The 14387-nt window shown below is 58.8% G+C and carries 12 protein-coding genes; 8 read left to right on the top strand and 4 right to left on the bottom strand.

Annotated features, from left to right (window positions below):
- Position 1 precedes the first annotated feature (1 nt).
- From ispG to RYB09_RS05910, 8 genes are all read left to right on the top strand, one after another.
- A complete protein-coding gene (gene ispG, locus RYB09_RS05945; RefSeq protein ID WP_004656273.1) occupies positions 2-1111 on the top strand; it encodes a flavodoxin-dependent (E)-4-hydroxy-3-methylbut-2-enyl-diphosphate synthase in 1110 nt (369 codons plus the stop codon).
- 22 nt (positions 1112-1133) lie between these two features.
- Positions 1134-2423, top strand: a complete 1290-nt coding sequence (gene hisS / locus RYB09_RS05940) for a histidine--tRNA ligase (protein ID WP_122259237.1) — start codon at positions 1134-1136, stop codon at positions 2421-2423.
- Positions 2424-2462: 39 nt separating this feature from the next.
- A complete protein-coding gene (locus tag RYB09_RS05935; RefSeq protein WP_002552488.1) occupies positions 2463-3104 on the top strand; it encodes a YfgM family protein in 642 nt (213 codons plus the stop codon).
- Entirely contained in the window at positions 3097-4251 is a 1155-nt protein-coding gene (bamB, locus tag RYB09_RS05930) for an outer membrane protein assembly factor BamB (protein ID WP_003409122.1), read from the top strand. The genes RYB09_RS05935 and bamB overlap by 8 nt, the downstream gene beginning before the upstream one ends.
- A gap of 138 nt (positions 4252-4389) precedes the next feature.
- Entirely contained in the window at positions 4390-5862 is a 1473-nt protein-coding gene (der, locus tag RYB09_RS05925; protein WP_004666071.1) for a ribosome biogenesis GTPase Der, read from the top strand.
- Positions 5863-5971: 109 nt separating this feature from the next.
- Positions 5972-7120: a pyridoxal phosphate-dependent aminotransferase gene (locus tag RYB09_RS05920; protein WP_122259236.1), complete on the top strand. Its 1149-nt coding sequence runs from the start codon at positions 5972-5974 to the stop codon at positions 7118-7120.
- Positions 7108-7899 carry an amidohydrolase gene (locus RYB09_RS05915; protein ID WP_316887641.1) on the top strand — a complete coding sequence of 264 codons (792 nt, stop codon included), beginning with the start codon at positions 7108-7110 and terminating at the stop codon, positions 7897-7899. The genes RYB09_RS05920 and RYB09_RS05915 overlap by 13 nt, the downstream gene beginning before the upstream one ends.
- 59 nt (positions 7900-7958) lie before the next feature.
- Entirely contained in the window at positions 7959-8393 is a 435-nt protein-coding gene (locus tag RYB09_RS05910; RefSeq protein ID WP_002552493.1) for a hypothetical protein, read from the top strand.
- Positions 8394-8783: 390 nt separating this feature from the next.
- Here RYB09_RS05910 and RYB09_RS05905 read toward each other — a convergent pair whose 3' ends face one another.
- The 4 genes from RYB09_RS05905 to xseA form a co-directional block, all read right to left on the bottom strand.
- On the bottom strand, positions 8784-9653 hold the full coding sequence (locus RYB09_RS05905; RefSeq protein ID WP_002552494.1) for an oxaloacetate decarboxylase: 870 nt from the start codon (positions 9651-9653) through the stop codon (positions 8784-8786).
- Between the two features lie 356 nt (positions 9654-10009).
- Positions 10010-11680, bottom strand: coding sequence for a 2-isopropylmalate synthase (gene leuA, locus RYB09_RS05900; RefSeq protein WP_004667426.1), 1671 nt, complete (start codon positions 11678-11680; stop codon positions 10010-10012).
- A gap of 369 nt (positions 11681-12049) precedes the next feature.
- Positions 12050-12874: a M23 family metallopeptidase gene (locus RYB09_RS05895; RefSeq protein ID WP_122259234.1), complete on the bottom strand. Its 825-nt coding sequence runs from the start codon at positions 12872-12874 to the stop codon at positions 12050-12052.
- 7 nt (positions 12875-12881) lie between these two features.
- Entirely contained in the window at positions 12882-14261 is a 1380-nt protein-coding gene (gene xseA, locus RYB09_RS05890) for an exodeoxyribonuclease VII large subunit (protein ID WP_193601013.1), read from the bottom strand.
- Positions 14262-14387: the final 126 nt, after the last annotated feature.

The raw sequence follows: 14387 nt of genomic DNA, 5'->3' as shown, positions 1-14387 counted from the left end.
CATGCACGGCGAATCTCCAATCAAGCGTCGCGAATCCCGAAAAATATGGGTCGGTTCCGTACCGGTCGGCGGTGATGCGCCGATTGCCGTGCAGAGCATGACCAACAGCGATACCAACGATGTTGCTGCCACCGTCGCCCAGATCAACCGTCTGGAAGCGGCCGGTGTCGACATCGTGCGTGTTTCCGTACCGGACATGGACGCTGCCGAAGCCTTTGGTCGCATCAAGCAACTGGTCAAAGTGCCATTGGTCGCAGACATCCACTTCGACTATCGCATCGCATTGCGTGTGGCTGAACTGGGCGTCGACTGCCTGCGTATCAATCCGGGCAATATCGGTCGTGAAGATCGTGTACGGGCCGTGGTCGATGCTGCGCGTGATCGCGGTATTCCGATCCGCATCGGCGTCAACGCCGGGTCGCTGGAAAAAGACCTGCAGAAGAAGTACGGCGAGCCGACGCCAGAGGCGTTGGTGGAGTCTGCGTTGCGCCACGTCGAGCATCTGGAGCGCCTGAACTTTCAGGACTTCAAGGTCAGTGTCAAGGCCTCCGATGTATTCATGGCCGTCGCAGCCTATCGTCTGCTGGCCAAGCAGATCGTCCAGCCGCTGCACCTGGGTATTACCGAAGCCGGTGGCTTGCGTTCGGGTACGGTGAAATCGGCTGTCGGTCTCGGAATGCTGCTTGCTGAAGGAATTGGCGATACTATCCGCATCTCGCTGGCTGCTGACCCGGTCGAGGAAGTGAAAGTCGGGTACGACATCCTCAAATCGTTGCGCCTTCGTTCCCGTGGTATCAACTTCATCGCCTGCCCGAGCTGCTCGCGGCAGAACTTCGATGTGGTCAAGACCATGAACGAGCTTGAAGGTCGCCTTGAAGATTTGCTGGTGCCGCTTGATGTTGCAGTGATCGGTTGTGTAGTCAACGGTCCGGGCGAGGCCAAGGAGGCGCATATCGGCCTGACTGGCGGTACGCCGAACCTGATTTACATCGACGGCAAGCCTGCGCAGAAACTGACCAACGACAATCTCGTGGACGAGCTTGAACGCTTGATTCGCGAGAAAGCGGCTGAAAAGGCCGAAGCCGACGCATCTGTCATCGTGCGCGGCTAACCAGGATTGCTAAGGATTTTCTGTGAGTAAGTCTCTACAAGCCATTCGTGGCATGAACGACATCCTGCCCGAGCAGACGCCGCTGTGGCGCCACTTTGAAGGCACCGTTTCACGTCTGCTGGATAACTACGGTTACCGGCAGATTCGTATGCCTATCGTCGAATTCACCGAGCTGTTCAAGCGCTCCATCGGTGAAGTGACCGATATCGTCGAGAAGGAAATGTACACCTTCGCCGATCGCAACGGCGACTCCCTGACGTTGCGTCCGGAAGGCACTGCGGCCTGTGTGCGTGCGGTCCTGGAGCACGGTATCACCGGTGGCGGTCAGGTTCAGAAACTGTGGTACATCGGGCCGATGTTTCGTCACGAGCGTCCACAGAAAGGCCGTTATCGCCAGTTTCACCAGATTGGTGTCGAGGTCTTCAATCTTGACGGTCCGGACATCGATGCCGAACTGATCGTCATGACCTGGCGCCTGTGGGGCATGCTGGGCATTCGCAATGCGGTCAAGCTTGAACTGAACAGCCTGGGCACCAGCGAAGCGCGTGCGCGTTATCGTGATGCGCTGGTCGAGTTTCTGTCGGCACGTCTCGATCAACTTGACGAAGACAGCCAGCGTCGTCTGAAAACCAATCCGCTGCGCGTGCTGGACACCAAACACCCTGAAACCCAGGCTGTGCTGGTCGATGCGCCAAAGCTGGCAGATTATCTGGATGACGAATCTCGCGTTCACTTCGAAGGCCTGAAGGCCCGTCTGGACGCAGCCGGCATTCCTTATGTCATCAACCCGAAGCTGGTTCGCGGGCTGGATTATTACAGCAAGACCGTTTTCGAGTGGGTTACCGACCAATTGGGTGCTCAGGGTACGGTCTGTGCAGGCGGTCGTTATGACGGTCTGGTCGAGCAGATGGGCGGCAAGCCGACGACCGGGGTTGGTTTCGCGATGGGTATCGAGCGTCTGGTTCTGTTGCTTGAAACCCTCGAGCAGGTCCCGGAAGAAATTGCCCGTCAGGTCGATGTTTACCTGTGCGCCTTTGGCGAAGCAGCTGAGCTGGCTGCGCTGGCTCTCACCGAAAAGGTGCGCGATCAGTTACCGAGCCTGCGTTTGCAGGTCAACGCCGGTGCCGGCAGCTTCAAGAGCCAGTTCAAGAAAGCCGACAAGAGCGGTGCGCTGTATGCGCTGATTCTCGGTGAAGAAGAACTGGCGGCAAAGGTCATTGGCGTCAAACCCCTGCGCGGTCAGGGTGAACAACAAAATATTGCCTGGGACGCTCTGTCAGAGCACCTGGCCTCCTGCGTTGTGCAGGGTTGAAGCTGATTTAACAGCCGTTTAGCGAATAGGAGTATTGGGGTGTCGGGTACCGAAGATGAAGAGCTGGCGGTAATGAAGGACTGGTGGCAGCGTAACGGCAAACCCCTGTTGACCGGTGGTCTGCTTGCGTTGGTCGTGGTCTTGGGTTGGCAGTTCTGGCACAGGTATCAGGCCAGCCAGTCGCAAGGCGCCTCGATGCTTTATCAGCAATTGCTGGAAACCGCACTGACGCCCAGTGGCCAGGCAGACACCGCACGTGTCGCCGAGATATCCGGCAAACTGAAAAGCGAATTCGGTGGCACTACCTATGCACAGTTCGGTAGCCTGTTCGTCGCCAAGGTGGCGGTCGATGCCGGTAAGCTGGACGATGCTGCAGCCGAGCTGAAAACCGTGGCCGACAAGCCTGCCAATGACACGCTGGGCGAGATTGCCCGTCAGCGTCTGGCACGCGTGCTGGCTGCGCAGAACAAGACCGATGACGCGCTGAAGCTGCTCGACGGCGATGCCGACAAGGCTTTCCTCGCCAGTCGTGAAGAACTCAAGGGTGACCTGCTGGTACAGCTGGGTCGTACCGACGAGGCGTATGCTGCATACCAAAAGGCCAAATCCGCTCTGTCCGAAGACGCAGCAGTGGGTGGCCTGCAAATGAAGCTCGACGATCTGGCGAAAGGGGATGCGTGACGTGATTCGTTGGAAACATGCAGCATTGCTGGCTCTGGCCATTCTGGCCGCGGGTTGCAGCAGCAACAGCAAAAAGGAATTGCCTCCGGCCGAGCTGACCGACTTCAAAGAAGAAGTGGTTCTGCACAAGCAATGGAGCCGTTCCGTCGGCGACGGTCAGGGCAAGACGTACAACATGCTCGTGCCAGCCATCGATGGCGACCGCATCTATGCGGCTGACGTCACTGGCGAAGTCGTATCGCTGGATCGTCTGACCGGTGATGTGATCTGGAAGAAAGATCTCGATCTGCCGGTTTCCGGTGCAGTCGGCGTGGGCTATGGCCTGGTGATGATCGGTACCCTCAAGGGTGAAGTCATTGCCATGGACGCCACCTCCGGTGAGGAAAAGTGGCGCGCTCGCGTGACCAGCGAAGTGCTGGCTCCGCCTGCCACCAACGGTTCTGTGGTAGTGGTTCAGACTCAGGATGACCGTATTGTCGGCTTCGATGCCTCCACAGGTTCCCAGCTCTGGATTTACGAAAGCACCCCAGCGGTGCTGACCCTGCGTGGTACCGGTGCTCCACTTGCAACCAATCGTCTCGCCGTGGCGGGTCTGTCGACCGGTAAGGTCGTCGCGCTGGACATTACCAACGGCGTGCCTGTCTGGGAGCAGCGTGTTGCTATCCCGCAAGGTCGCTCGGAACTGGATCGTGTCGTGGATATCGACGGCGGCCTGTTGCTGTCCGGCGGTACACTGTACGTCGCTACCTATCAGGGCCGCGTCGCCGGTCTCGATCTGGAAAGCGGTCGTGTGCTCTGGCAGCGTGATGCTTCGAGCTACTCGGGCGTTGCCCAGGGCTTTGGCAGCGTTTACGCAACCCTGGCCTCCGGCACTGTCGAAGGTATCGACGAGCGTTCGTCCTCTGCACTGTGGAGCAACGAATCACTGGCTCGCCGCCAGCTCGGCGCGCCGGAAGTGTATTCCAGCTATGTAGCGGTCGGTGACATGGAAGGCTACCTGCACCTGTTGAGCCAGGTGGACGGTCGTTTTGTCGGTCGCGAACGTATCGACAGCGACGGCCTGCGTGCTCGTCCGCTGGTGGTTGGGGACATGATTTACGTGTATGGCAACAGCGGCAAACTGGAAGCCCTGACCATCAAGCAATAAGTGTCCATGCCCGGGGCCAATGGCCCCGGGTGCCCTTGCTTCGGCAAGGCTGCGGTGCCTTTGTGGCATCGCCCCGAACTCCGGCCGCTGCCCTGCAGCGGCTTTTGTATTTTCTGAAATAACGAAGTGGAGAGCCGCATGGTTCCCGTAATCGCCCTGGTGGGTCGACCGAACGTCGGCAAGTCCACCATGTTCAACCGCCTGACCAGGACTCGCGACGCTATTGTCGGTGATCTGTCCGGTCTTACCCGTGATCGCCAATACGGAGAGGCGAAGTGGCAAGGGCGCTCCTATATTCTGATCGACACCGGCGGTATCTCCGGTGACGAGCATGGCATGGACGAAAAGATGGCCGAGCAGTCGCTGCTGGCCATTGAAGAAGCCGATGTGGTGCTGTTTCTGGTGGACGCCCGTGCGGGCTATACCGCTGCTGATCAGATGATTGGTGAGCACCTGCGCAAACGCAACAAGCGTTCCTACGTGGTTGCCAACAAGATCGACAACATCGACGAAAACCTGGCACGTGCCGAGTTCAGCCCGATGGGTCTGGGCGACGCCATTCCGGTGGCTGGTGCCCATGGTCGTGGCATCTCGCAGATGCTCGAAATCGCCCTGCGGGAGTTCCCCAAGGACGAAGACGAGCTGGAAGAGGGCGAGGAGGTCGAGGAAGTTGCCGAAGGTCAGGAAGCCAAGCGCATTCCTGGTCCGAGCGAAAAAGACGGCATCAAGATCGCCATCATCGGGCGTCCCAACGTCGGCAAGTCGACGCTGGTCAACCGAATGCTGGGTGAAGACCGGGTTATCGTCTATGACGAGCCAGGCACCACGCGCGACAGTATCTACATTCCCTTCGAGCGTAATGAAGAGAAGTACACGCTGATCGACACTGCCGGTGTGCGTAAGCGCGGCAAGATCCACGAGGAAGTTGAAAAGTTCTCGGTGGTCAAAACGCTGCAGGCCATCAAGGACGCCAACGTGGTGATCTTTGTCATGGACGCCCGCGAAGGTGTGGTCGACCACGACCTGAACCTGCTGGGCTTCGCACTTGAAGCGGGTCGTGCTCTGGTTATCGCGCTGAACAAGTGGGATGGCATGACGCCGGGCGAACGTGATTTCGTGAAGATCGAACTGGAACGCCGGTTGTTCTTCGTCGACTTCGCAGACATCCACTTCATCTCTGCGATGCACGGCACGGGCGTGGGCAACCTGTATCAGTCGGTACAGAACTCGTTCAAGTCTGCCGTAACGCGCTGGCCAACCAGCCGTCTGACCCAGATTCTGGAAGATGCGGTCAGCGAGCATGCGCCACCCATGGTCGGCAGCCGCCGTATCAAATTGCGTTACGCTCACCTGGGCGGCGCCAACCCGCCGCTGATCGTAATCCACGGCAACCAGGTCGAAAAAGTACCGAAGTCCTATGTCCGGTATCTGGAAAACACTTATCGCCGCGTGCTCAAGCTGGTCGGTACGCCGATCCGCATCGAGTTCAAGGGCGGCGAGAACCCGTACGAAGGTAACAAGAACACGCTGACCGACCGTCAGGTCAACAAGAAGCGCCGGATGATGTCGCACCACAAGAAAGCCGATAAGAAGCGCCGCGACAAGCGCTGAGTCGGCATCTGGAAAAAGGCGCTTCGGCGCCTTTTTTTGTGCCTGTTTAATGGGCTATCCTGCCTGACCCGTGCCACCCGGTGCCGGGAGATTGCAGGGAAAGGGTTCCATGATCGACAGCAAGTTGCCCAACGTGGGCACCACTATCTTTACCGTCATGTCACAGCTGGCCGCCGAAACCGGCGCTATCAACCTGTCCCAGGGTTTTCCCGATTTTGATGGGCCGCAGGCGCTGCGCGATGCGGTCTGTCGGCATGTCACTCAAGGTCATAACCAATACTCACCGATGACCGGGCTGCCGGCACTTCGTCAGCAGGTCGCGGCAAAGATCGCCCGCAGCTATGGCCGTACGGTCAATCCGGACAGCGAAATCACCATCACACCGGGTGCCACCCAAGCGATTTTCTGCGCAATCCAGAGCGTTATCCGTACTGGCGACGAAGTGATCATTTTCGACCCTTGCTATGACAGCTACGAGCCCGCCGTCGAGCTGGCCGGTGGGCGCTGCGTCCATGTGCAACTGGGGCTGGATGACTTCTCCATCGACTGGCAAAAGCTCAGCGATGCGCTGAGCCCGCGTACGCGCATGATTGTCATCAACAGCCCGCACAACCCCAGCGGTGCCCTGATCAGTCGCGCCGAGCTTGATCGACTGGCGGCGCTGATTGCCGATCGTGATATCTACCTGCTCAGCGATGAAGTCTACGAGCACCTTGTGTTCGATGGCGCGCGCCATGTCAGCGTGCTTGATCACGAAGCACTGTACCAGCGCGCGTTTGTCGTCAGCTCCTTCGGCAAGACTTATCACGTTACCGGCTGGAAAACCGGCTACGTGGTCGCGCCACCCGCGCTGACATCCGAGTTGCGCAAGGTGCATCAGTACGTGAGTTTCTGTGGCGTGACGCCATTGCAATACGCGCTGGCCGATTTCATGGCCGAGCACCCGGAGCATGTCGACGAGCTGCCAGGTTTCTACCAGGCCAAGCGGGATTTCTTCTGCGGCCATCTGGCTGAATCGCGTTTCAGCTTCCGGCCTGTTGGCGGTACTTATTTCCAGTTGGTCGATTACTCGCAGATACGGCCTGACCTGAATGACGTCGACATGGCGCTGTGGATGACCCGTGAACACGGTGTGGCGAGCATTCCGATTTCTGTGTTCTACCAGAGCCCTCCAGCAGGCCAGCGTCTGATTCGCCTGTGCTTCGCCAAGCAAGAGGACACGTTGCGTCAGGCGGCGGAGAAACTATGCGCGATATAAGCGAACTGCCAAACCTGAACCTTGCGCTGATTCAGACGACTCTGGCATGGCATGATCGCGAGGCCAACCTGGAGCATTTCGAGCACTTGCTGGGCCAGGCGCATGGCGCTGATCTGGTGATCCTGCCTGAAATGTTCACTACCGGGTTCTCGATGGAGTCCGAGGCCCTGGCTGAGCCTGAAGCGGGGCCTACATCGACCTGGCTGTCGGCGCAGGCTAAGCGGATCAATGCGGTGGTGACCGGCAGCGTCATCATTCGCGCTGCCGATGGCAGTTATCGCAACCGTCTGCTGTGGGCGCGACCGGATGGCGAGTTGCTGCATTACGACAAGCGTCACTTGTTTCGTATGGCGGGTGAACACGAACACTACACGCCGGGCGAGCGTCAGGTGATGTTCGAGCTCAATGGGTGGCGTATTCGCCCACTGATTTGTTACGACCTGCGCTTCCCGGTCTGGAGCCGTGATGCCGAGAGTACCGACCTGTTGTTGTACACCGCCAACTGGCCAGGCGCGCGACGTCTGCACTGGAATCGCCTGCTGCCCGCCAGGGCCATTGAAAACCTGTGCTACGTTGCCGCGGTCAATCGGGTGGGGGCGGACGGGAAGGGCTTCGCGTACACCGGTGACAGTCAGGTTCTGGATTTTCAAGGCGAGAGCCTGTTGGGCGCAGGCGAAGCGGATGGAGTGTTCAGTGCGACGTTAAGCGCGGCAGACTTGCAAGCCTATCGCACACGCTTTCCGGCCGGCCTGGACGCTGACTCTTTTAATATTCAATAAAATTACTTCAGAATGTTACGAGTTGGCCGATAGCGTGTGCAGACACCTAGGAGACCGCCATGATTACCATCAATACGTCCACATTGAACAGCTATTCAAGCCCGTTGACCCTAGCGGTTAAATCTACCGACGCAGAGGCAATCAAGTCTGCAACTACCACGACTGAAACCGAGAAGACCTCTGATCAGGCCTCGACCGAAGGCGGTAAGGCCGGAGCGGCCGGTGGTGGGGGCAGCGTTGGCGGCTCCAGCAAATCGGCTCTTAATCAGACGATCGAACAGATAAAGCAGCAGATCAAGGACGCCCAGAAGCAACTGGCTCAACAGCAGGCGCAATTGGCTGCCGCTCAAAGCGGTAATGGCACAGCGGAAGAAAAGGCCCAGAAAGCCATGGCGATTCAGGGCCAGATTGCGTCCACCAGCGCTAACCTGCAGACGCTGCAAGCATCCTTGCTGCAGCTGGAGACTGAAGGTGGCGTCAACACCACTGCCTGATGTCCTGACGCGGATGATGATCTGGACTATCGTGCCGATGCTCGGCGCCGGCATGCAGTTCTGGACGCTCTGCGTCCGATCCTGAATGTGCGGTGCGGCTTGGATTTATGACGCAGAGCGTCATGAACGGCATTCCCACGCTGGAGCGTGCGGAACGATAACCTCAACTATCGTGCGACGCTCTGCATCGTATGCAGTTCTGGGCGCTCTGCGGCCTCTTGCGACGCAGAGCGTCGAGAACTGCGTTCCCACGCTGGAGCGTGCGGAACGATGACCTCAACTATCGTGCGACGCTCTGCGTCGCATGCAGTTCTGGACGCTCTGCGTCCGATTTTGAGTGTGCGGTTTGGCGCAGATCTGTGACGCAGAGCGCCACAGTATCCAGAGCCCTTACTCGTTCACATTCATGAACTTGCGTGCCCACTCTACGTAGTCTTCAGGCTGCGTATACGTGTGGGTCAATTCGGTAGCGCTCATGTTCGACTCGCTGCCCAGAATCTGGCGTTGTTCGCGCAAGCAGTCGTAGGTAGCTTTGATCGCGGCAAAGTACGCGGCGTGGCCATGTACGCAGACTCTCACGCCCATCTCGGCAAGACGCGCATTGTCGTGCAGCTCAGGGTTGCCGTAAGTCACCAGCATCAGCGGTACGGTCACGCCTTCGGATATCTGCGCCAGGTGATCAAAGTCACGAATGCCGACGATGGTAATGCCGTCAGCCCCGGCAGCCTGATACTGCTGAACCCGACTGATGGCTTCCTGAACCGGGATGATCGCCGCGTTGGTGCGAGCGAAAATCGACATCTCCGGGTCGACACGTGCCTCCAGTGCTGCGCGGATCTTGCCAACGCCTTCAGCCGTGGAAATCAGGTCAGTGGATTTGCGCCCGAACTGCGCAGGCAGCAGGGTATCTTCAATCGTCAACGCCGAGATGCCGGCGCGTTCCAGTTCAACAACGGTACGCATGACGTTAAGGGCATTGCCATAACCATGGTCTGCGTCCGCGATAACAGGCAGTTGCGCAACGCGGCCGATGCGCGTGGCCTGTTCAACGAACTCGCTGAGGGTGATCAGTGCGAAGTCAGGTGCTGCCAGGACTTGCAGCGATGCGACAGAACCGCCGAGGATGCCTACTTCAAAGCCCAGGTCCGCTGCGATTCGCGCTGACATGGGGTCGAATACCGAGGCGGTGTGAAAGCATGAATTCGACGAGGTGAGCGCACGGAAACTGCGGCGCAAATCTTGATGGGAAGCCTTGGGCATAATCGCTCCAAATGTGATTGGATCAGCTCAGCGTACCGAGGCCGATGGTAATTTCAATGCACGGTGGGTCTGCCCGAGCATTCTTTTCGTCCGGAAATCAATGCAATAGTCGTCTTGGTTTTATAGGAAAGGTGCAGCTGGCAGGTAAGTCCGAGCAGGCATCGTCAGCATATGAATTGCTGTTGGATTGGGCGCGCTCTGGAGTAAGGGCAGCATGCTACCACAGCATAAATGAAAAAGATTATGCCGAAACAGGCAGGGTCATGCGCGGAATGCAAGAGGCTGGTGCAGTGTGAGGCGGGGAGGGAAGAGGGCGATGCGGATGACGGACCTGCGTCCGTCATCCGGCTATTGAATCAGGCAGCTTTGGCCTGGGTCTGGCTGAGTGAGCGATTCAGGGCGCTGAACAGGGCGCGGAAGCTCGCCGTGGTGATGTTTTCATCGATGCCCACGCCATGGACGGCGCGTTCGCCATTCACGCGCAGTTCGATGTAGGCAGCCGCCTTGGCCGTGGTGCCCGAGCCAATGGCGTGCTCGTTGTAGTCCATGATCTCCACAGCAACTGGCAGACCGGCGACCAGCGCTTCCAGAGCGCCTTTGCCCTTGCCGCGCCAATGCTGGGTTTCACCGTCCACATGCACTTCGGCATCGACCGCACTGTTGCCGTTCTCTTCCTGCAACTTGTGGCTGATCAGCGCGTAAGGTGTGTTGGCTTGCAGGTATTCACGGCGCAACAGCGAATGAATCTGCTGAGCGGACATCTCCAGGCCCAGACGATCGGTTTCACCCTGAACCACCTGGCTGAACTCGATCTGCATGCGGCGTGGCAGGGAAATGCCATATTCCTGTTCCAGCAGGTAAGTGATGCCGCCTTTGCCTGACTGGCTGTTGACGCGAATCACCGCCTCGTAGCTACGGCCAATGTCGGCCGGGTCAATCGGCAGGTAAGGCACTTCCCACAACTCGCCGTCCTTCTGCTGGGTGAAACCCTTGCGAATCGCATCCTGGTGCGAACCGGAGAACGCTGTATGGACAAGGTCACCAACGTACGGGTGACGTGGGTGCACCGGGATCTGGTTGCACTCTTCGACGACCTTGCGCACACCGTCGATATCCGAGAAGTCCAGCTCCGGGTCGATGCCCTGGGTGTAAAGGTTCAGGGCCACGGTGACCAGATCGACGTTGCCGGTCCGCTCGCCGTTACCGAACAGGCAACCTTCGACGCGATCCGCACCGGCCATCAGGCCCAGCTCGGTAGCAGCGACGCCTGTACCACGGTCGTTATGAGTGTGCAGGCTGATCAGCACGCTGTCGCGGCGGGTGATGTTGCGACCAAACCATTCGATCTGGTCAGCGTAAATGTTGGGTGTCGCCACTTCCACGGTAGCCGGGAGGTTGAGGATCACCTTGTTCTCGGGCGTCGGGTTCCAGACCTCGATCACTGCATCGCAGACTTCCTTGGCGAATTCCAGCTCGGTCGCGCTGAAGGTTTCCGGCGAGTACTCGAAGGTCCACTGGGTTTCAGGCTGTTGTGCAGCGTATTTGACGAACAGCTTGGCCGCATTGACCGCGATTTCTTTCACCCCGGCCTTGTCCTGATTGAAGACGATGCGGCGGAACGACGGGCTGGTCGCGTTATACAGGTGGACGATGGCCTTTTTCGCGCCACGCAGCGATTCGAACGTGCGAGCGATCAGGTCTTCGCGAGCCTGGGTCAGCACCTGAATGGTGGTGTCATCCGGGATATGGCCGTCTTCGATCAGGGTACGCACGAAGTCGAAGTCAGTCTGCGAAGCCGATGGAAAGGATGCCTCGATTTCCTTGACGCCAACACTGACCAGGGTTTTCCAGAAGCGCAGTTTCTTGGCCGCGTCCATGGGTTCGATCAAAGACTGGTTGCCGTCGCGCAGGTCGGAGCTGCACCAGATCGGCGCTGCATCGATGGTCTTCGAAGGCCAGGTGCGGTCAGGCAGATCGATGGTCGGGAATGCGCGGTACTTCTTCGATGGGTCTTTGAGCATTGTCATCAGGAAATCCTTTTGTATTCACGGGGCCGGGTTAGGGTCGGCCTTCCGTTCTAAAAAGCACAGGGGTTGCGAACACAGGGGCGAGGCACAGCAATCTAGCCTGGCAGTCGGGCACTGACCAGGCTGAGGCACCGATGTTGGCGCAACAGAATAAGGGTTTGAGAGGTTTTCATGAGGCCAACCGTAACCATTGGAATGAATGATGGCAAGCACTTGAAAAAGATTGGGATAAATTCTCGAAAATACGCCGTTATCGATTTTTTATAGCGGGTTATGAGCGTTTATTTGCTGGTTATTGTTGGTCGAAAGCGATGTGCGCAAAGAACGACTGTCGTTGGCAAGCGCCTTAGCGCTTGCTGACGAACAGTGTTACGGCTGAAACGCGCCGATGAAGATTGCCGGGTCCACGCGCGCATCGTTGAGGCTGACGTTCCAGTGCATGTGCGGGCCGGTTGCGCGACCGGTAGCACCGACCTTGCCGACCACGCCACCACGCGGGACCAGATCACCGACTTTCACATCGATTTTCGACATGTGGCAAAACATGCTGATGAAGCCTTGGCCGTGGTCAACAAATACGGTGTTGCCATTGAAAAAATAATTACCGGTCAGGATGACCTTGCCCGCAGCCGGAGATTTGATCGGCGTGCCTGCCGGTACAGCGAAATCCAGTCCTGAGTGCGGGTTGCGCTCCTCGCCGTTGAAGAATCTACGTACGCCGAACCTGCTCGATAGCGGTCCGTTGACTGGCTTGTCCAGAATCAGGTTGCTCGGCGTTCCGGGGCTGAAGCTGCGGTAGGCGCGTAGCTGTTCAGCCAGTTCGCCCTCGATACGCTTGTTGTCTTCAGGGTTTGGGTTCACCTGACGTTTGTTCTTGAGCGTGATGTGCTGTTCCGGGTATTTCTTGCTGCCGACCGTGAAGTTCAGCGTGCGCCCGCCCGAGGTCACTTGTTGAGTGCCAGGCTTGACCGTCAACGGGATGCCGACGATGGCCAGCCATCGCGTGCCCTGTTCCTTGACCACCAGCACCGGTTTGCCTTGATAGGTGGCAGTCGGCGCCTGAGCGCCAGTGCCCAGATCAATTACGGCAACGCCACCGGGCACCGGTTTGTCGAGTGCGCGGGTGATGAAGCTGTCGGCGTGGGCGGGCAAACACAGGAGCAGGGCGAACAGCGGGGCAATAAAACGTAGCATCAGGCAGTCAGTCCAGAAGGGAAAGGGTCACAGGCGTGAGGTGATTGTCTTCGACGCGTACTTGCAGTTCGCCTTCGCCAAGCCTGGCGGTGAGTCGCTGGCCCGTTCGGGTTTGTGCGGCATTACGGATCGCATGGCCCCGCTCGTCAAGCAGAATGCTGTAGCCGCGTCCCAGTGTGGCGAGCGGGCTGACCACGTTGAGGGTCTGCACCTGACTTTGCAGTTGCAGCTTGCGCGCCTTGATCTGTTCACGAATGGCTCGCGGCAGACGCTCGGCCAAGGCATCCAGACGCTGACGCAGAAAACCCAGAGTTCGGCCCGGATGCTGTGCAGCGAGACGGCTCTGCATGTGGGCGAGACGCACCTGACGTTGGTGCATGTTCTGTTCGAAAGCGCGGCGCATACGCATGTCCAGGTCATCCAGCCGTTGCGACTGCTGACGCAAGCGCTCGCCAGGATGACGCAGACGCCGCGAAATGCCCTCAAGACGCAGGCGCTCGCGCATCAGTCGATCCTGCATGCGGCTCAACAGTCGGCGGTGCAGGTTGTCGACGCGTCGATGCAGGTCACTGGAGTCCGGGGCGAGCAGTTCAGCAGCGGCCGACGGCGTCGGCGCTCGCACGTCGGCCACGAAGTCACTGATGGAAACATCGGTTTCATGGCCAACGGCACTGACAATCGGCGTCACGCAGGCGTCGATGGCGCGGGCGACGGCTTCTTCGTTGAAGCACCACAGGTCCTCCAGCGAGCCGCCGCCACGGGCAAGAATCAGCGCATCGAAGCCTCTGCTGTCGGCCAGTTTCAGCGCGCGGACAATCTGGTTGATCGCCTCACGCCCCTGAACGGCGGTGGGGATCAATGTCAGCTCGACCCTCGGTGCGCGGCGGCGAAACACACTAATGATGTCGCGGATTACCGCGCCGGTCGGCGAGCTGATGATGCCGATACGTTGCGGATGCAATGGCAAGGCAACCTTGCGCTCGGCGCTGAACAGGCCTTCGTCGCTGAGCTTGGCTTTCAACGCGTCGAACGCCAAGCGCAAAGCGCCATCACCGGCGGGTTCGACGGTGTCGAGAATCAGCTGGTAGTCGCCACGGCCTTCAAACAGCGACACCTTGCCGCGCACCTTGACCTGCAAGCCGTCCTTGAGCGCCTGACGCACACGCGCCGCGCTCTGCCGGAACAGCGCGCAACGAACTTGCGCGCCAGAGTCCTTGAGCGTGAAGTACACATGGCCCGAAGCCGGACGCGAGAGATTGGATATCTCGCCTTCGACCCAGATACTGCTGAATACGTCCTCCAGCAACACCCGCGCACGGCCGTTGAGTTGGCTGACAGTAAGGACTTCCCGGTCGAGGCCGAGTCTTGCGAAAGGGTCTTTGATCATGTCGGGCATCATAATGGCAATGCCGGTCTGGCGCACAGGTCCGTATCGTCACTTCGATCAGGATTTCACCTTGACCAGAATCATCAGCCTATTAAGCTGCGGCCTCGAACAGCTTTAAGCGACGCT

The sequence above is a fragment of the Pseudomonas syringae group sp. J254-4 genome (assembly GCF_032586855.1).
GTDB lineage: Bacteria > Pseudomonadota > Gammaproteobacteria > Pseudomonadales > Pseudomonadaceae > Aquipseudomonas > Aquipseudomonas amygdali.
The sequence above is the reverse complement of the archived record's forward strand: the minus strand, read 5'-3'. Positions and strand labels throughout refer to the sequence as shown.

Bases quoted from the DNA above. Each gene is read 5' to 3' on its own strand.
- ispG (WP_004656273.1), top strand. From the start codon at position 2: ATGCACGGCGAATCTCCAATCAAGCGTCGCGAATCCCGAAAAATATGG.
- bamB (WP_003409122.1), top strand. From the start codon at position 3,097: ATGCGTGACGTGATTCGTTGGAAACATGCAGCATTGCTGGCTCTGGCC.
- der (WP_004666071.1), top strand. From the start codon at position 4,390: ATGGTTCCCGTAATCGCCCTGGTGGGTCGACCGAACGTCGGCAAGTCC.
- RYB09_RS05920 (WP_122259236.1), top strand. From the start codon at position 5,972: ATGATCGACAGCAAGTTGCCCAACGTGGGCACCACTATCTTTACCGTC.
- RYB09_RS05915 (WP_316887641.1), top strand. From the start codon at position 7,108: ATGCGCGATATAAGCGAACTGCCAAACCTGAACCTTGCGCTGATTCAG.
- RYB09_RS05910 (WP_002552493.1), top strand. From the start codon at position 7,959: ATGATTACCATCAATACGTCCACATTGAACAGCTATTCAAGCCCGTTG.
- RYB09_RS05905 (WP_002552494.1), bottom strand. From the start codon at position 9,653: ATGCCCAAGGCTTCCCATCAAGATTTGCGCCGCAGTTTCCGTGCGCTC.
- leuA (WP_004667426.1), bottom strand. From the start codon at position 11,680: ATGACAATGCTCAAAGACCCATCGAAGAAGTACCGCGCATTCCCGACC.
- RYB09_RS05895 (WP_122259234.1), bottom strand. From the start codon at position 12,874: ATGCTACGTTTTATTGCCCCGCTGTTCGCCCTGCTCCTGTGTTTGCCC.
- xseA (WP_193601013.1), bottom strand. From the start codon at position 14,261: ATGATCAAAGACCCTTTCGCAAGACTCGGCCTCGACCGGGAAGTCCTT.